This window comes from Deinococcus sedimenti (genome assembly GCF_014648135.1).
In the GTDB taxonomy this organism is placed as follows: Bacteria; Deinococcota; Deinococci; order Deinococcales; family Deinococcaceae; genus Deinococcus; species Deinococcus sedimenti.
In genome coordinates this window covers 1-17,557 of sequence record NZ_BMQN01000006.1, presented here as the reverse complement: position 1 = coordinate 17,557, position 17,557 = coordinate 1, and the positions used below count along the sequence as shown (strand labels likewise).

16 protein-coding genes and 1 tRNA gene are annotated in these 17,557 nt (G+C 68.5%); 11 read left to right on the top strand and 6 right to left on the bottom strand.

Annotation, left to right across the window (positions count from 1 at the left end; genetic code table 11):
* Positions 1-161: 161 nt before the first annotated feature.
* Complete coding sequence (locus tag IEY69_RS13000; RefSeq protein WP_189073589.1) at positions 162-1,883, bottom strand: ABC transporter substrate-binding protein; 1,722 nt, start codon at positions 1,881-1,883, stop codon at positions 162-164.
* Between the two features lie 298 nt (positions 1,884-2,181).
* On the opposite strand from IEY69_RS13000, the gene IEY69_RS12995 reads away from it, so the two are divergent.
* The 6 genes from IEY69_RS12995 (at position 2,182) to IEY69_RS12970 (ending at position 8,024) form a co-directional block, all read left to right on the top strand.
* The gene (locus tag IEY69_RS12995) at positions 2,182-3,201 is read left to right on the top strand and encodes a D-alanine--D-alanine ligase family protein (protein WP_189073588.1); all 1,020 of its coding nucleotides are present in this window, start codon (positions 2,182-2,184) and stop codon (positions 3,199-3,201) included.
* 252 nt (positions 3,202-3,453) lie between these two features.
* Positions 3,454-3,684 carry a FeoA family protein gene (locus IEY69_RS12990; protein WP_189073587.1) on the top strand — a complete coding sequence of 77 codons (231 nt, stop codon included), beginning with the start codon at positions 3,454-3,456 and terminating at the stop codon, positions 3,682-3,684.
* The gene (gene feoB / locus IEY69_RS12985; RefSeq protein WP_189073586.1) at positions 3,681-5,903 is read left to right on the top strand and encodes a ferrous iron transport protein B; all 2,223 of its coding nucleotides are present in this window, start codon (positions 3,681-3,683) and stop codon (positions 5,901-5,903) included. The genes IEY69_RS12990 and feoB overlap by 4 nt, the downstream gene beginning before the upstream one ends.
* Complete coding sequence (locus tag IEY69_RS12980) at positions 5,900-6,211, top strand: DprA-like winged helix domain-containing protein (protein ID WP_189073585.1); 312 nt, start codon at positions 5,900-5,902, stop codon at positions 6,209-6,211. Before feoB ends, IEY69_RS12980 begins: the two co-directional genes overlap by 4 nt.
* Before the next feature lie 142 nt (positions 6,212-6,353).
* A complete protein-coding gene (gene ypfJ, locus IEY69_RS12975) occupies positions 6,354-7,211 on the top strand; it encodes a KPN_02809 family neutral zinc metallopeptidase (protein ID WP_189073584.1) in 858 nt (285 codons plus the stop codon).
* 141 nt (positions 7,212-7,352) lie between these two features.
* Complete coding sequence (locus IEY69_RS12970) at positions 7,353-8,024, top strand: M48 family metallopeptidase (protein ID WP_189073583.1); 672 nt, start codon at positions 7,353-7,355, stop codon at positions 8,022-8,024.
* A gap of 80 nt (positions 8,025-8,104) precedes the next feature.
* Here the strand turns inward: IEY69_RS12970 and IEY69_RS12965 are convergent, their stop codons facing one another.
* The 4 genes from IEY69_RS12965 to IEY69_RS12950 all read right to left on the bottom strand — a co-directional run bounded on the left by IEY69_RS12965 (position 8,105) and on the right by IEY69_RS12950 (position 12,255).
* Positions 8,105-8,311 (bottom strand): hypothetical protein, encoded by a 207-nt coding sequence (locus tag IEY69_RS12965; RefSeq protein ID WP_189073582.1) that lies wholly within the window; start codon positions 8,309-8,311, stop codon positions 8,105-8,107.
* 80 nt (positions 8,312-8,391) lie between these two features.
* On the bottom strand, positions 8,392-9,324 hold the full coding sequence (locus tag IEY69_RS12960) for an endonuclease/exonuclease/phosphatase family protein (RefSeq protein WP_229783941.1): 933 nt from the start codon (positions 9,322-9,324) through the stop codon (positions 8,392-8,394).
* A gap of 98 nt (positions 9,325-9,422) precedes the next feature.
* A complete protein-coding gene (hflX, locus tag IEY69_RS12955) occupies positions 9,423-11,132 on the bottom strand; it encodes a GTPase HflX (protein WP_189073580.1) in 1,710 nt (569 codons plus the stop codon).
* A 316-nt stretch (positions 11,133-11,448) separates the two neighbouring features.
* Positions 11,449-12,255 (bottom strand): AAC(3) family N-acetyltransferase, encoded by an 807-nt coding sequence (locus IEY69_RS12950; protein WP_189073579.1) that lies wholly within the window; start codon positions 12,253-12,255, stop codon positions 11,449-11,451.
* A 15-nt stretch (positions 12,256-12,270) separates the two neighbouring features.
* On the opposite strand from IEY69_RS12950, the gene IEY69_RS12945 reads away from it, so the two are divergent.
* Positions 12,271-12,765 (top strand): hypothetical protein, encoded by a 495-nt coding sequence (locus IEY69_RS12945; RefSeq protein WP_189073578.1) that lies wholly within the window; start codon positions 12,271-12,273, stop codon positions 12,763-12,765.
* A 49-nt stretch (positions 12,766-12,814) separates the two neighbouring features.
* Here IEY69_RS12945 and IEY69_RS12940 read toward each other — a convergent pair.
* Positions 12,815-12,904: transfer RNA gene (locus IEY69_RS12940), tRNA-Ser, on the bottom strand.
* A gap of 328 nt (positions 12,905-13,232) precedes the next feature.
* Here IEY69_RS12940 and rpsL point away from each other — a divergent pair.
* The 4 genes from rpsL (at position 13,233) to IEY69_RS12920 (ending at position 17,128) form a co-directional block, all read left to right on the top strand.
* Positions 13,233-13,634 (top strand): 30S ribosomal protein S12, encoded by a 402-nt coding sequence (gene rpsL, locus IEY69_RS12935; protein ID WP_046843219.1) that lies wholly within the window; start codon positions 13,233-13,235, stop codon positions 13,632-13,634.
* A 136-nt stretch (positions 13,635-13,770) separates the two neighbouring features.
* A complete protein-coding gene (gene rpsG, locus IEY69_RS12930; protein WP_046843218.1) occupies positions 13,771-14,241 on the top strand; it encodes a 30S ribosomal protein S7 in 471 nt (156 codons plus the stop codon).
* Positions 14,242-14,498: 257 nt separating this feature from the next.
* The gene (gene fusA, locus IEY69_RS12925) at positions 14,499-16,592 is read left to right on the top strand and encodes an elongation factor G (protein WP_189073577.1); all 2,094 of its coding nucleotides are present in this window, start codon (positions 14,499-14,501) and stop codon (positions 16,590-16,592) included.
* Positions 16,593-16,699: 107 nt separating this feature from the next.
* Complete coding sequence (locus IEY69_RS12920; RefSeq protein WP_189073576.1) at positions 16,700-17,128, top strand: hypothetical protein; 429 nt, start codon at positions 16,700-16,702, stop codon at positions 17,126-17,128.
* The last annotated feature ends 429 nt before the right edge of the window (positions 17,129-17,557 follow it).

Here is a 17,557-nt window from a genome sequence, read left to right as displayed (position 1 = left end):
ACTAGTCCAAAACGTATGAGTAACGCAAAGGACGGTGGGCGCGTGTCCCGGCTGCGCGAACCTGTCTATGCGCTGGCGTGGACTTGTGATGATGGGGATAGCAGCAAGGAGCAGCCCACGTTAGGGCTGCTCCTGTCAGGCGCGCGGTGGCGCAGATGGGGTTACTTCTTGCTGAGTTCCTTCCAGAACGTGCCGGTGTTGGCGAAGGAGATCATGGGGTTGTAGTTGCTGGCGCTGACGCCCACCAGGTTGGCGCTGACGAAGGTGTAGCCCACGCCGGCGGGAACCAGGATGTAGGGGGCCTGCTCGTAGGCCTTCTTGCCGACGAGGCTGTACAGGCGGTTGCGCTCGGCGGTGTTCACCGTGGCGCGGGCCTGGTCGAGCCACTTGTCGATCTGGCTGTCTTTCCAGTTCAGGCGGGGATTGTAGTACCCGTTGCTGCTGTAGAAGGTGTACATGAAGTTGTCCGGGTCGGCGTAGTCAGGAGCCCAGCCCATGATGGTCATGGCTTCCTTGCCGTCCTTGGAGTCCTTCAGCATTTCGCTCCACTGCTTGGCCTGGATGTTGACACGGAACTTGGGGTTCAGCGCTTCGACGTTGGCCTTCAGGATTTCCATGGCCTTCTGCGAGGGCTCGCTGCCCGCGCGGTAGTTGGTGGTCAGGGTAAAGCCGTTCTTCCACAGCTGGCCGCCGTAGGCGCGCTTGAAGAAGGCCTCGGCCTTGGCCTTGTCGTAGGTGTAGGTGCTGACCTTGGCGTCGTAGCCGGGGAAGCTTTCGGGGAGCAGCATGGTGCGCTGCTTACCGGCGCCCTTCTGCACGTCCCGAATGTACTGGTCGTAGTTGAAGGAATAGCTGAAGGCGCGGCGCACGTTGGCGTCCTTGAAGAAGGTCGCGGGGATGCCCCGGCCGTCCAGCTTGCCGCTGCCCAGCAGGCCGGCGTTCTTGATGTTCTCGTTCATGAAGAACGCCGTGGCGCTGGTGTTGGGGAGGTTGTCGACCCACAGCACGCCGGGCTTGCCCTTGACCTGCTCGGTGTCCACGGCGCGGCCGCCGCCGTCGATGATGTCGGCGTCGCCACGCAGGAAGGCCTGCTGACGGGCGGCGATTTCGCTGACCTTCTGGAAGATCACGTTCTTCAGCGCGGGCTTCTTACCCCAGTAGCTGTCGAAGGCGGTGGCCAGGACGGTGTTGGCGTCCTTACGGACCAGCTTGTAGGCGCCGGTGCCGCTGGGGTTCTGGGACAGCTTGCTGTTGGTCAGGTCCTTGCCGACCCAGTCCTTCCAGGTGGCTTCCTTGCCGTTCCACTCGCCCAGACCGGCGGCGTGCTTCTGGTCCACGACGCTCTGGCCGGGGAAGGCCAGTTTGGCCAGGAAGGCGGGGTCCACGCTGGGCAGCGTGAAGACCAGCTGGCCGGCGTTGTTGCACTCGACGGCCTTGTCGATGCGGGCCCAGGTGATGGTCTTGTCGTCGGCGGCGTTGGCGCCGGTGCCCAGGAGGCTTTCGGCCAGGAACCAGTTGCCGGACTCGGCGCTGTTGGTGACCAGGTTGCGCTCGAAGGTGTACTCGGCGTCGGCGCAGGTCATGGCGTTGCCGCTGTGGAACTTCACGCCTTTGCGCAGGTCGAAGGTGTAGGTCTTGCCGCCGTTGCTGATGGTCCACTTGGTGGCCAGCAGGGGCTCGAGCTTGGTGAGGCTGGCGCCGCTGTAGGTCAGGAGAGTTTCGTAGATGTTTTCAACGACGGCGCCGGAGGCGGTGTCGTACGTGACGCCGGGGTCCATGGTGGGGATGTCGGAGGACATCTGGTAGACCAGGGTGTCCTTGGGAGCGGCCGCGAGGGCGCTGGTCAGGGTCAGCAGGGTGGCGAGAGCAGCAACTTTTTTCATTGATCCTCCAGGTTGGTACTTTGACAGTCTGTGCGAGGGCACCCGTCTGGGCGGCTCGCAGGGGCTGTCTAGGGGTTGATCGGCGGCATCATAGCGCAGGTTTGTCGGCCGAGATGTGACGTTCATCCGGTTGCCAGGGCCGGGCATATGGAATATCGCGTGGCTGTGCTGAGAAGTGCCTTCTGTCTATATTTATGCACGTTCGGTCTGCCGGGACGTGGTGCAACAGCAGTAAGCGTGTCATGGACAGGGTCGTGAGCATCGTGTGTAGGGTGCCGCGCGTGGCATACTGCGCCGCGTGAAGAAGCGCATCCTCCTGCTGGCCGGCGGCCAGTCCGGTGAACACGAGGTCAGCCTCATGAGTGCCCGCAGTGTCCTCAGCGCCCTGCCCCGCGATCAGTTCGACGTGACGCCCGTCGTGATCAGCAAGCAGGGCCGCTGGCTGCCCCCCACCGAAACGCAGCGCGCCCTGGAATCCGGCGAGGCCGCGACCGGCGGGGACCTCGTACTGCACCGCGCCGCCAGTGCCGAGGGTTACGACGCCGTGTTCCCCCTGCTGCACGGCCCGATGGGCGAGGACGGCACCGTGCAGGGCCTCCTGACCCTGGCCGGAATTCCCTTCGTGGGCAGCGGCGTGCTGGGCTCGGCGGTCAGTATGGACAAGGTCATGACCAAGCAGGTGCTCGCCTCGGCCGGTATCCCCCAGGTCGCGTGGGCACTGGCCGCGCGCCGCGAGTGGCAGGCGCAGCCCGACAGCGTGCGTGAACGCGCCGCCACGCTGGGCTACCCGCTGTTCGTGAAACCCGCGAACCTGGGCTCCAGCGTGGGCATCAGCAAGGTCGCCCGCCCCGAGGACCTGGACGGCGCGCTGAACCTGGCGTTCAGCCTGGACCGCCGCGTGATCCTGGAGGCCATGACCGCCCACAAACCCCGCGAGGTCGAGGTCGGCATCCTGGGCAACGACGCGCCCATCGCCAGTCCGGTCGGGGAACTGCGCTTCGACGCGGACTTCTACGACTACGAGACGAAGTACACCGAGGGCCGCGCGACCATGCACATCCCCGCCCCGCTGAGTGCCGAGGTCGCCGAGCAGGTCCGCGCCCTGGCGCTGCGGGCCTTCCGCGCGCTGGACTGCGCCGGCCTGGCCCGCGTGGACTTCTTCTACGTCGAGGAGACCGGCGAACTGCTGCTGAACGAGGTGAACACCATGCCGGGCTTCACGACGACCAGCATGTACCCCAAGCTGTTCGAGGCGGCGGGCCTCAGTTACAGCGCCCTGGTCACCCGACTGGTGGAACTGGCGCTGGAAGAACGCTGAGCGGTCTGCACTGACCACCGCATTCAGAGGGGGGTGAAGGTGTCCCTCAGATCCTCTGAATCGAGCGAACTCGAAGAGCTGCGCCGCAGCGCGAGCATCTGAGAACGGCAGCGGTGGAAGGTACCCCTGGGGTATGCGGTCGGCCCTGGGGTGGCCCTGCAAGCCGCTGTGAGTCCGGCCGGTCCCCCGTTGCTGTGGGACCGGCTTCTCTGCGTTTACTTCCCATTAATCCCCATCTGTATACTCGGGTATATGCCGGATGTGCCCCTCGACTCCCTGACCCCCGGGCAGACCGCGCACGTCGTGCCCCTCGACCCCGCCCACCCGCTGCGCCGCCGCCTGATGGAACTGGGCTTCGTGCGCGGCGCGCCCGTCACCGTGATCCGCCGCGCGCCCATGGGCGACCCGGTGGAACTGCGCATCGGCGCGACCCTGTTGGCCCTGCGCGCCGACGACCTGCGCCTGATCCGGGTGCGCGCGTGACCGCTGCCACCCGGCCCGCCACGCTGATCCCCGACGCGCTGGCCTGCGCCGACACCCTGGCCCGCCTGAAGGCCGCGCGTGAACCGCGCGTGGTGGTCGTCGGGAACCCCAACGTCGGTAAGACCACCCTGATCAACGCCCTGGCGGGCACCAACCTGAAGGTCGGCAACTGGAGCGGCGTGACCGTCGAGAAGCGCGAGGCGCACCTGACGCACGGCGGACGGCGCGTGTACCTCCTCGACCTGCCCGGCGCGTACAGCCTGAGCCCGCACACCCCGGAGGAACTCGTCACGCGCACCGCGCTGCTCGACGAGGCTCCGGACGTAGTCCTGAACGTCCTGGACGCTGGGAACCTGGAACGCAACCTCTACCTGACGCTGCAGCTGATGGACTACCGCCTGCCGGTCGCTGTCGCCCTGAACCTCGTCGACGAGGCGCGCGAGAAGGGCGTGCAGGTGGACTCTGGCGCGCTGTCGCGCCTGCTGGGCGTGCCGGTCGTGGAGACCGTCGCCAGCCGCGCCCAGGGCACCGCCGGGCTGCTCGACAGCGCCCTGGGGCACGCCACGCTGGGCATCGGCGTGCGCTACCCCGAGGCCATCGAACGGGCCGTGGAGGCCCTGAGCACCCGCATGACTGGCGTGGACACCCTGCCGCCCCACGCGCACCGGTACCTAGCCCTGACGCTGCTGGAGGGCGACCCCAGCGTGCGCGGCCGCCTGAACGCTACCGGCCACGCGGCCCTCGTGCAGGCCGCCGACGCGCAACTGCGCGACCTGGACGCCCAGGGCCTCGACCCGCTCATCGAGATCGCCGAGGCCCGCTACGCGCTGGCCGGGGACCTCGCCCGCGCCGCCGCCCCGCAGGCCCAGGCCCGCCGCACCGTCACCGAACGCCTGGACGCGCTGGCCCTGCACCCCTGGCTGGGCATCCCGCTGTTCCTGGCGCTGGTGCTGCTGGTGTTCCGCCTGACCTTCACGGTCGCCGCGCCGTTCGTGGACCTGATCGGCGGGCCGCTGCAGGACACCCTGACCGGCTGGGCCAGCGCCGCCCTGAGCTGGTTCCCGCTGGCGCGCGACCTCGTGACCGGCGCGATCATTCCCGGTGTGGGAACCGTCCTGAGCTTCCTGCCCACCCTGCTCGTCCTGTACCTCGCCATGAGCTTCCTGGAAGACAGCGGCTACATGGCCCGCGCGGCGTTCCTGATGGACCGCGCCATGCGCAGCGTCGGCCTGGACGGCCGCGCGTTCATCCCCCTGATCCTCGGCTTCGGGTGCAACGTGCCCGCCGTGTACGCCACCCGCACCTTGGAACGGCGCAGCGACCGCCTGCTGGTCAGCATGATCCTGCCGTTCATGAGCTGCTCGGCGCGCCTGCCGGTGTACGTGGTGTTCGCCGCCGCGCTGTTCCCCCGCCAGGCCAGCCTGCTCGTGTGGGCCATGTACACCCTGGGCATGCTGGTCGCCCTAGCGTTCGCGTTCGTGCTGCGCCGCACCAGCTACCCCGCCGAGGGCAGCGGCGTCCTGCTGGAACTCCCCCCGTACCGCTTCCCCACCGCGCAGGTCCTGTGGAAGCACGCGTGGCGCCGCACCGCCAGCTTCGCCCGGCGCGCCCGCACCACCGTCCTGGCCACGGTCGCGGGCGTGTGGCTGCTGCTCGCCATTCCCGCCGTCAGCGGCGCCAGCTTCGCCACGGTCGCCCCTCAGGACAGCCTGTTCGGGCGGGTCAGTCAGGCCGTCTCCCCGATCTTCGCGCCGCTGGGCTTCGGGACGTGGCAGGCCACCGGCGCACTCGTCCCCGGTTTCATCGCCAAGGAGGTCGTCGTCGGAACGCTCGGGCAGATCTACCTGGGCGAGGAAGCCGCCCGCCCCACCGCGCTGGGCCTCGTGGACGGCATCGTGAAGGCCGGACAGGCCACCTGGGACGCCGTGGTCGCCAGCGTCAGCGCCATCCCCACCGTCCTCGCACTGCCCAGCCTGAACGCCGACACCACCCAGGATCTGAACACCCCGCTGGCCGCCGCGCTGGCCCGCGCGTTCACGCCCGCCAGCGGCCTGAGTTACCTCGTGTTCGTGCTGCTGTACACGCCCTGCATCGCCACCGTCGGTGCACTGGCGCAGGAACACGGACGCCGATTCGCGTGGACGACCGTCGCGTACCAGCTCGCCACCGCGTGGATCGCCGCGTTCCTCGTGTACCTGATCGCGCGGGCCGTCCTGTGACCGCCCGGCCACCATCCAGCCCGCCTGCCAGCCCCCTGGGCGCGCTGCTGCACGCCATCGGCATCCAGCCGCGCACTCCGGACGAACTCGCCCGCGCGCTCGGCAGTACCCCCGGCGCCCTGAGCGGTATGCTGCGCACCCTCCAGAGCGGCGGGTACGTGCAGGACGCCACGCCGCAGCAGGACGGCTGCGCCTGCGGCCCCTGCGCCCTGAAAAGCATGTGCCGTAACGCCGACAGCGCCGAACCTGCCCTGCACCTCCTGCGCCTGACCCCGCGCGGCGAGACGTACCTGCGACGCCTGACCTGAAGCAACTCCACTACAAAGCCTAAAGGTCAGGTCAGGCGTCCAGCACGCGCCCCTTCCTACAATGACGACACCAACAGCGGACGACCGTGGGCGCACGCCCCGCCACCTCCACTGAATTCAAGGAGCGTCAAAGGGGCAGGATATGGACTGGAAGAATCTTCCCGGCAGTGGGAACGTCGAGGATCGTCGTGGAGCCGGTGGACTGCCCGGCGGGGGCATCGCAGTGGGGGGCGTGGGCGGCCTGATCATCGCGCTGATCGCCATGTTCTTCGGCATAGACCCTGGAGCGATCCTCGGTGGGGGCAGTAGCCAGCCCACCCAGCAGAGCCAGTCCACACAGACCACCCAGAACGACGAGGCCTATCAGTTCGTCGACAGGGTCCTGGGCAGCACCGATCAGGTCTGGGGCAGCATCTTCAAGCAGGCCGGTCGGACGTACACCGAACCGCGCCTCGTGCTGTACACGCGGGGCACCCAGTCCGGCTGCGGTCAGGCCAATAGTGCCGTCGGCCCGTTCTACTGCCCCGCCGACCAGAAAATCTATCTGGACACCAGTTTCTTCACGCAGATGGACCGCCAGCTGGGCGGCGGCGGCGACTTCGCCTACGCCTACGTGATCGCCCACGAGGTCGGCCACCACGTCCAGGACGAACTGGGCATCAGCGATCAGGTGGACCGCAAGCAGCGCAGCGCCCGCACCGAGGCCGAGGCGAACAGCTACAGCGTCCGACTGGAACTCCAGGCCGACTGCTTCGCCGGGGTGTGGGGCAACAAGACGCAGCAGGACGCCAACATCACCCAGGCGGACGTGCAGGAAGCCGTCGCGACCGCCGAGGCCATCGGCGACGACAACCTCCAGCGGCAGGGGCAGGGGTACGTCGCCCCGGACTCCTTCACGCACGGCAGCGCCGCGCAGCGCGTCAAGTGGTTCATGACCGGCTTCAAGAGCGGCAACCCCAACAGCTGCGACACCTTCAACGTGAACTACAACCAGCTGTAACGCAGACAGGGGAGCGGGGCGCGGTGGGGGAGACCCGGCCGCGCCCCGCTCCCGCTGCTGTGTGATCCCGCTACTGTGTGATCACGTTGCTGCGTGACGGCGCTCACCACACGCTGACGCCCCATGCGCTTTCCTGGGGACATGACGGGATGGGAGGTCGCGGGCGTACCCGTGCAGATCAGACGCAGCGCGCGGCGGCGCACGGTCGCCGTGCAGGTCACGCCGGGCGCCGTGACCCTGTACGCCCCGACCCGCGTTCCGCTGGCGCAACTGCGCGACATTCTCGACGCCCGCCGCGACTGGGTCGCCGGGCACCTCGCCGGGTACGCCGCGCGCCCACCGCAGCGCCCCGACGCGCAGACCGGACAGCGCGTCCCGTTCCTGGGGCAGGACCTGACCCTGCACCTGGACGCGACCCGCACCCGCCCGGACCGCAGCGGGGACACCCTGCACCTGCCCGTGCAGAACGCCGAGGCGCACCTGACCGCCTGGACCCGCCGCGCCTGCGCCGCCCCTTACCGCGAACTGGTGCAGGAGTACGCCGCGCGACTCGGCGCCGCTGACCGCCTGAGTGCCGTGCACGTCAGCGACACCCGCACCCGCTGGGGCAGCTGCTCCGCCGACGGCGTTATCCGCCTCCACTGGAAACTCAGCCGCGCCCCCAGCGAGATCCTGCACTACGTCGCGCTGCACGAGGCCGCGCACCTCCTCGAACTCAACCACTCTCCGCGCTACTGGGCGCACGTCACCCGCCTCATGCCCGACTGGCAGACGAAACGCGCGTGGCTCAGGGAGGACGGTCACACCCTCTGACGGGTCAAAAGGTCGAGGGTCGAAGTGTCCAAGGGATTCATCTCCCTAGACTCTTCGACCCCCGGACTCTCAGGCCCCCTCTACATCGCGGGCATCGGTTCGGGCATGCCGGGCGTGTCCGGGTTCGGCGTGGGGTGCGGCTCGGGCAGGCCGGGCGTGTCGGGGTTCACCGGTGGGTCCATCACGGGGCCGCTGTCGCCCGCGCCGGGCATCTGCTCGGGCATCGGGGTGGGCACGTCGGTGGGTTCGGATGCGGGGGCGGGCGGACGGTCGTACGGTCCAGTCATCGGGGCACCTCCTGAGTGGGAATGACTGTCAGTCTGCCGCGCGTGGATGCCATCAACCCCCGAGGTGCATGAAGCGGACTTCAGGGTCGGTACTCGACCAGCAGCGGGCGGTGGTCGCTGAGCGTCCACGGCAGGACCTGCGTCCGCGTGGGCGTGAGTTCCCGGCCCAGCAGGTGGTCGATGCGCAGGTGCAGTGAGGGGAAGGTCCAGCCCGGTCCGCGCCCGGCGAGGTCGTGGGCGTCCGGGCCGAACGCGGCCCGCAGGTCGCTGTACGCCGGTCCGCGCGGCGGGGTGTTCAGGTCGCCGCCCAGCAGCAGTCGCCCCGGCGTGCGCGCCGCGACGCCCCGCAGGAGCTGGACCTGGGCGCTGCGGGCGTCCCGCGTGCGCCGCACCCGCGCCAGATCGCCGTTCAGGACGGAACTGACCTGCACGGTGCCCAGGTGCGCGTTCACGACCGTCAGCGCCTGCCCCTGCCAGTCCAGGCGCGTGATCAGCAGTTCACGGCGGTTGCCGGGCAGCGGTTCCGAGCGGCTCTCCAGCAGCGGCAGTCGGGTCAGGGTCATGACCTCCTGCGCCCGCACGGCGCGGTAGGCGGGAAGGGTCGCGCGCAGCCGGGCCTCAAAGGTGGGGTCGTGGAAGCGGGCTTCCTGCAGGAGGATCACGTCGGCGTTCAGGGTGTGCAGGGCTGAACCCAGTTCAGTTGGGGTGGTGCGTGCGCCGCCCAGCACGTTGAAGGTCACGATCCGCAGCGTGCTCGACTGCTGGGGCCGCCAGTGCAGGAGACCTGCGCCCCAGGCAGCCAGCAGCAGTGCCGCGAGCGCCATGCCCCGGCCCCGGCGACGCCACGCTGCCCAGGCCAGCGCGGGCAGGCACAGCAGGACCCACACCAGCGGCGGCGCGTACGCGAGCAGCAGCGTGGGCAGCGTCCGCTCGCCGATCAGCTCGCCCAGCGCCCAGCCGAGCGCCACGAGGGTCAGCGTCAGGGTCGGCAGGGCAGGCAGGTGGGCACGCACACGGCGCAGTGTGCCGCTCATAGCTGCGCCGCGCGTCCACACAAAAGGGGAGAGGGTGGACGCCCCACGACGCCCACCCCCTCTGCTGAACCGGTGCGTTACCGGTACTGCGCGGCCAGCGCGCGGGCTTCCTCCTGCCGGGCCAGTTCGGCGCGCTGTACGCCCGACACGGCGTCTGCCAGCGCCTCCTTCAGTTCGGCCAGCCCACGGTTCTTCAGGGCGCTGACGGCAATGCCGCCCGTGCGGTCCAGTTCACGGTCCAGCGCCTCCGGGTCGGCCGCGTCGGCCTTGTTCAGCGCGACGACGGTCGGCATGTCGCGGAAGCCCAGGTCCTCCAGGATGCGGTTCACGGCGTCCAGGCGGGTGTCCGCGCCGGGGCTGGCGGCGTCCACGACGTGCAGCAGCACGTCCGCGTCCCCGATTTCCTCCAGCGTGCTGCGGAAGGCGCGGGTCAGGTCCTTCGGCAGGTCACGGATGAAGCCCACGGTGTCGGTCAGCACGACCGGCCCGATGCCCTCCAGGTACCCCTGGCGGCTGGTGGGGCGCAGCGTGGCGAACAGCTTGTTCTCCGCCAGCACCCGGCGGGGTTCCTCGGCGGCGTGCGTGAACGCGTTCAGCAGGGTGCTCTTCCCGGCGTTCGTGTACCCCACGATGCTGATCACGGGCACGGCGTTGCGTTCGCGGCCCTTACGGCGTTCCTCGCGGCGCTGCGCGACACCCTCCAGCTGCTTCTCCAGGAAGCTCAGGCGGTCGTTGATGCGGCGGCGGTCCAGCTCCAGCTTCGTCTCGCCGGGCCCGCGCGTACCGATGGCGCCGCCGCCCGCGCTGCCCCCGCCCCCGCCGATGCGAGACAGGGCCGCGCCCGCCCCCAGCAGGCGCGGTTTCATGTAGCGCAGCTGCGCCAGTTCCACCTGCAGGCGCGACTCCACACCCTGCGCGTGCAGCGCGAAGATGTCCAGGATCAGCTGCGTCCGGTCGATGATCTTCAGGCCGGTCGCGGCCTCGATCTCGCGCGCCTGGGCCGGGCCGAGTTCCTGCCCGAAGATCAGCAGGTCCGCGTCCAGGTGGTACGCGCGACTCGTCAACTCTTCCAGTTTCCCCGCGCCGACCAGCGTGCCGGGCTTCAGGTTCCGGCGGAACACCAGTTCGCGGTGCACGACCTCCGCCCCGGCGGTGCGGGCCAGTTCGGCCAGTTCGTCCAGGCGGTCCTCGGCGTCGAATTCACCCTGGTCGATCTGCACCAGAATGGCGCGTTCGTGGTCCTTCTTCGCCACGCGCGTGCGGGCCGCGCGGGCAATCTCCTCCTCCAGCGCCTGCACCTGCGCGCCCAGGTCGAACTCGTCGATCTGGAAGGCGGGCACGGGCGGCAGGATGCGCCAGTCCTCCTCCTCCCCGACCGTGCCGGGCGGCGTCAGGTGCGCCGTGTGCACCAGCCCTGGCTGACCCTCGTTCCGGACCTCGATGGCCGACACGGCGTCCAGGCGCTTCAGGAACAGCGTGGAGAGGTCGCCCTTACTGAGTGCCCCGCCGCGCGGGTGGGTGTGCAGCAGGTGGAAGCCGCTCAGGCGGTTCTCGCCCATGCGCAGGTCCGGGAACTCGGTCCCCTTGGCGTCGGCCACGCTGACGGAGATCACACGGCCGCGCCGGTCGATCAGGACGCCTACCTCGCGCCGCACGTCGTTCGACAGTTCCGCGAGGTTCCGCGCGAGTTCCGGCGAGCCCACCCGGCCCGGTTCGATCCGGCGGCGGTACAGGTTCCCGAGGGCTTTCATCTGCGCCGGACGGAGGCCCGACGTGTTGCCATGCACTTTATCGATAGCTGGTCACTTCCTTGAATACGAGCCCCACCCGCCGCGCAGGCGGCCGGACAGGGGAGAGGGGATGAAGGGCACACTGCCGGGCCGTCAGCAGCCCCGCCCAGCTTTCACGCTGGAACTGGGGGCGCGGCCATGCCTGCATTGACGTCATGTTACCGCCGCAGGTCACGGGCAAACGTGTGGGTTCACTTGAAGATCTTGATCATCGTGCCCCCAGGGTACCCGGCAGGCGATAGGGGGCGCATCGGCCACCTGACGTAGGGGGAGATGGTTGATGGTTGATAGGGGATGGAAACGACCCCACGGCCTACCTCCCACTGCCCCCCTCGCGCCAGTACCCCGTGGCGAAGTCCACCAAGGCGCGCTGCGACATCAGCTTCGCGGTCGCGGAACCCACCACACCCACGGTGACCGCGCCGGTCGCCTCGAACGCCGCCTTGACGGGCGGAAAGGCCTGCTCGTGGTAGTCCGCCTCGTCGAAGGTCAGCCAGCGCCGCTCGCCCCCGACCGTGACCGGCCCGCTGAAGGGCACGGTGGGCCGCTGCCCGGCCCGCACCTCAGCGAGGTGAAGGCTGGTGTTCACCTCGGTGCCCAGCAGCAGCACCCGGCCGTTCAGGTCGTACACGCGCGCCAGGGGTGAGCCCTCGCCCAGCGAGAACGTTAGCGGGTGATCCGCCGTGACGTCCTCGGCGTGGCGGCCCCACGCGGCGAACGAGCTGTGCGGGTGGTCGCTGCGCCGCGCGCCCGGCCAGGTCCGCAGCGTCTCCACGACGCGGCCCATGCCCCGGCTGGGCGTCACCGCCGGATCGAAGGCGGGCAACTCGGCCCGGATGACCGGCCACCACGCCTCGGGCACCCTCGTCCGGCCCCACCCGGCCGGGTCGGTCAGGTTCAGCGTGAACGTCGGCACGACCAGCGTGCCCTGCGGCCCGACCACGTCCTGAAGCGCCTGCACGATAGCTGCCGCGCCGCCCGCCACCCAGCCCAGGCTGCTGAGGCTGGCGTGCACGATCAGCGTGTCGCCCGGCTGCACGCCCAGGCGGCGCAGGTCGCCCGCCAGGGTCGCGCGGGTGCGCGGCGTGTCCGTCCGGGCGATGATCTCGGCCTCACTCATGCTGTTCCCCGCTGCATGTCCGAAGCGTACGCGCGCTGGCCGGGAACGTGCATCGGCCAGGGCGCGTACTGGGCGGCGATGTCGGATCTGCTGCGTGAAACCCTGCGTGAGGTGCTGTACGGCCCGGACGGCCTGTCGGGCCTGTTCAGTGCGCCCGGCGACGGCCTGCTGCGCGCCGCGCACGCCCTGACCCTGGACGACCTGCGCGCCGCCCCTGGCCTGGCCGGGCGGGTTATGGCGCTGCGGCACGCGCTGGAACTCACCGCGCTGCGCCTCGCCGACCCGCACGCGCTCCTCAGCGACCCGACCGACCCGCAGGGTTGGCAGCCGCCGGGCGCGCAGGCGTGGCGGGATGAACTCGTGAACCTCGCCCGCGCCGGGCAGGCGCTGTATGACGCGCTGTACCTGCCCCTCACGCCCGCCGCGCAGCGCGAGGCCCACGGGGCGGTCCTGCACGCCGCGCGGGAGGCGGCGCTCCTGCAACACTGGCGTGGCCTGCGACCGCAATGAACGGAGGCAATGAAGAACCCCCAGGCACTTGACCTGGGGGCATTCCGTTTGGCGAAGAGGGTGGGATTCGAACCCACGGTAGCCTTGCGACTACTTCGGTTTTCGAGACCGACCCATTCAACCACTCTGGCACCTCTCCGCACCTGATGATCGCCTGAACGGGCGACGGGGAGCATAGCACGCCCCTCACGCGGCGCGCTACTCCCGGCGCTTCACGCCCCGCTTGCACTAGCCTGTCGGGAAGGCGTATGCTTTCAAGGTTGAAAACTGCCCCGGTACCGGGTTGCACCAGGGGGGTTTTTCGGCATGCCACCACCGGCGCACGCAGCCTAGTGTGGTGCGTGATCACCTCCAAGCCCGCACGAGTCAACCCAGTGCCGCCCCGTACGCGTGGGTGGCCACCCGCCCCCCGGCCCGCGCCACCAGACAGGTGCGCTGCGGCCGAACCAGATGAGGAGTGATTTCCCCTGCCTACTACCCAGCAACTGCTCCGTAAGGGTCGTAAGACGATCCAGAAGAAGAGCAAGGTCCCTGCCCTGAAGGGCAGCCCCTTCCGCCGCGGCGTGTGCACGGTCGTCAAGACCACCACCCCCAAGAAGCCGAACTCCGCGCTTCGTAAGATCGCCCGCGTGCGTCTGTCCAGCGCCTTCGAAGTCACCGCGTACATCCCCGGTGAAGGCCACAACCTGCAGGAGCACAGCGTCGTGCTGATCCGCGGCGGCCGTGTGAAGGACCTTCCCGGTGTGCGTTACCACATCGTGCGCGGCAGCCTCGACACCCAGGGCGTCAAGGACCGCAACAAGAGCCGTTCCAAGTACGGCACCAAGAAGCCCAAGGCCGGCGCTGCCGCGGGCGCGAAGAAGAAGTAAGGCCGCCGCGCCGGACCCCGGTGCACGCCCGAACCCATCCCCCACAGGGGTGATGCCAATGAAGCAGCATATTCGCGCCTGAAGTGCGCGCGCTCACCCCACCACGCGTGGGGACCGAGCCTCAAGGGAGTCAACCATGGCACGTCGCCGCCAAGCTGAAGTGCGCGTCATCCAGCCCGACCTGGTCTACCAGGACGTTCTGGTGAGCGCTTTGATCAACCGCATCATGCGTGATGGTAAGAAGAACCTCGCCAGCCGCATCTTCTACGGAGCCATGAAGCTCGTGCAGGAACGCACCGGCCAGGAGTCCCTGAAGATCTTCCGCCAGGCGTACGACAACGTCAAACCCCGCGTGGAAGTCCGCAGCCGCCGCGTCGGTGGCAGCACCTACCAGGTGCCCGTCGAGCCCAGCGAGCGCCGCAAGCAGAGCCTGACCCTGCGCTGGCTGATCAGCGCCGTGGACAGCCGTCCCGAGCGCACCGCCGTCGAGCGTCTCGCCGGCGAGATCATGGACGCCGCCCAGGGCCGTGGCGGCGCCATCAAGAAGAAAGACGACGTGGAGCGCATGGCGGAAGCCAACCGCGCCTACGCGCACTACCGCTGGTAATCCCCGGTGGGTGGCCCCCCAGGGGCCACCCAACCCGAGCGGAGCGAGCAGGGACGACCGCACCGTTCGTGAAGTGAAGCCGCCAGTCGGTGCATTGTCCGACTGGCGGCGGAATGGAATGAACGGTGCGGCCCGGATACACCCGGCAAGCCGCGATCACCGGACGGTAGGTTCGCCCTGCCGTCCATGTCGCGTGAAGCGAAATCCAGCGCATCTGACGGTGACGAGACACGTCACCCACCACAATAGGGAGTCTTATGACCACCAAAGCCCAGCAGTACCTCACCCACTTCCGTAACATCGGGATTGCCGCGCACATCGACGCCGGTAAGACCACCACCACCGAGCGCATCCTGTACTACACCGGCCGTACGCACAACATCGGTGAAGTGCACGATGGCGCCGCGACCATGGACTGGATGGAGCAGGAGCGCGAGCGCGGCATCACCATCACGGCGGCCGCCACGACCGCCAAGTGGAAGCGCAGCGGCACCGACCAGGAATACGTCGTGAACATCATCGACACCCCCGGTCACGTGGACTTCACGATCGAAGTGGAGCGTTCCATGCGCGTGCTCGACGGCGCCGTCGCCGTGTTCGACAGCAGCCAGGGCGTGGAGCCCCAGAGTGAGACCGTGTGGCGTCAGGCCGACCGCTACGGCGTGCCCCGCATCGCGTTCAGCAACAAGATGGACAAGACCGGCGCCAGCTTCGAGCTCGTGCTGAGCGACATCAAGGAGCGCCTCGGTGCCGTCGCCGCGCCCGTCCAGTACCCCATGGGTGCCGAGAACGAGTTCAAGGGCATCATCGACATCGTGCGTCAGCGCGCCCACTTCTACACCAACGACCTGGGCACCGACATCGAGGAGACCGACATCCCGGCCGAGTACCTCGACAAGGTCGCCGAGATGCGCGCCCAGCTGATCGAAGCGGCCGCTGAAGTCGACGAAGACCTGATGATGATGTACCTCGAAGGCGAGGAACCCAGCGTCGAGCAGCTCGTGGCCGCCCTGCGCAAGGGCACCATCGAGAAGCGCATCTTCCCCGTTCTCTGCGGCAGCGCCCTGAAGAACAAGGGCGTGCAGCTGCTCCTCGACGCCGTCATCGACTACCTGCCCAGCCCCCTCGAAGTGCCCGCCATCAAAGGCAAGATCGAGGACAGCGAGGACACCACCGAGTTCCCCGCCGATCCCGAAGGCAAGCTGGCCGCGCTGGCGTTCAAGATCATGGCTGACCCCTATGTGGGCCGCCTGACCTTCGTGCGCATCTACTCGGGCACCCTGCAGTCCGGCAGCTACGTGTACAACGCCAGCAAGGAGAAGCGCGAGCGCGTCGGCCGTCTGCTGAAGATGCACGCCAACAGCCGCGAGGAAGTCACCGAACTGAAGGCCGGGGAACTCGGCGCCGTGATCGGCCTGAAGGACGCCGGCACCGGCAACACCCTGATCGGCGACGGCGACGACAAGGTCCTGCTGGAAAGCATCGACGTGCCCGAGCCCGTCATCAAGCTCGCCATCGAGCCCAAGACCAAGGCTGACCAGGAGAAGATGGGCATCGGCCTGCAGAAGCTCGCCGAAGAGGATCCCACCTTCAAGGTCGAAACCGACCAGGAAAGCGGCCAGACCACCATCGCCGGGATGGGCGAACTTCACTTGGAGATCCTGGTGGACCGCCTGAAGCGCGAGTACAAGGTCGACGCGAACGTCGGCGCGCCCCAGGTGGCCTACCGTGAAACCATCACCAAGCAGGTTGAGGTGGACAGCAAGTTCGCCCGCCAGTCCGGTGGTCGCGGTCAGTACGGTCACGTCAAACTGCGCGTCGAGCCCCTGGAACCCGGCGCGGGCTTCGTCTTCGAGAACGCCGTCGTCGGCGGCACCGTGCCCAAGGAGTACATCGGGCCGGCCCAGAAGGGCATCGAGGAAGCCATGCAGAGCGGCCCCATGCTGGGCTTCCCCGTGGTCGACCTGAAAGTCACCATCTACGACGGCAGCTACCACGAAGTCGACTCCAGCGAAATGGCGTTCAAGATCGCCGGTTCGATGGGTCTGAAGGAAGCCGTCCAGAAGGGCAGCCCCGCCATCCTGGAACCCGTCATGCGCGTCGAGGTCACCACCCCCGAGGACTACATGGGTGACATCATCGGCGACCTGAACAGCCGCCGTGGCCAGATCCAGGGCATGGAAGCCCGCGGCAACGCGCAGATCGTGAAGGCCTTCGTGCCCCTGAGCGAGATGTTCGGCTACGCGACCGACATGCGTTCCAAGACGCAGGGCCGCGCCAGCTACTCCATGTTCTTCGACCACTACACCCAGCTGCCCAACAACATCGCCCAGCAGCTGATGAAGAAGTAAACCCGCCTCGCCCCGCTCCGGGGTGACGCCGGAGGGAGCCCCCGCAGTGGGGCTTCCTCTTTTTTCGCTTCAGGCAGGATCGGGGAGGGCCGCGCTAAGCTGCGTGCATGACGGTGCCCACCCCCAACCCCGCCGCCCCGAGCGGGCCGCTGCCACCCCGGATCGGTTTCCTGACCGTGCCGCTCATGATCAACTTGGTCTATTCGGCGATCACCCTGCTGTTCCTGCCGTTCGCCGGACCGACCCTGACCGAGACGACCACCGAGATGGTCCGGCAGATGGGTATTCCCGAACTGACCGTGACCCCCGCGCAGATCCAGGCGGCGCTGTGGATCTCGTTCGTGCTGACCATGTTCCAGATCCTGTGGGTGTATTACACCCGGCGCGCGGTGCTGGAAGGGCGCAACTGGGGACGCGTATCGAGCATGGTTCTCGGGGTGTTCAGTCTGCTGATCCCGCCGCTGTTCACGGTGTTGGGCGTGATCATGCTGATCGGTGCCTTCGACAAACAGGTGGTGGCGTACACGCGCCGCTGAGTCGCCTCAGGGCGCGCGGTCTGTCACGCAGCATGTGACAGACCGCGCCGCTTTTTGCACGTTCTGCCGCTGGGCGGGCAGTTCCCGCTCCGGCCAGGCTCGTTCTTCCCACTTGCCCTTTGATAGGTGATCCTGTAACATACTTCTTCGGTACGCCGTGGACTCACGGCTCTGCCCCGCGGCTTCACCTGCCGCCGGAGCGGAACACAGAGGCGGCGTAGCGTGGCCAGCACGGTGGGACACTACCCTGGCGAGAATCAACCCAATGTGGTTCAGCACCATCAGAACCCTGCGACATGCGCGGGGGAGCCCCGATCAAAGGGCCGCTTTTGCGTGCAGATCCACCTCTTGGAGGGAGTAAGAACATGGCTAAAGGAACGTTCGAGCGCACGAAGCCCCACGTGAACGTGGGCACCATCGGTCACGTCG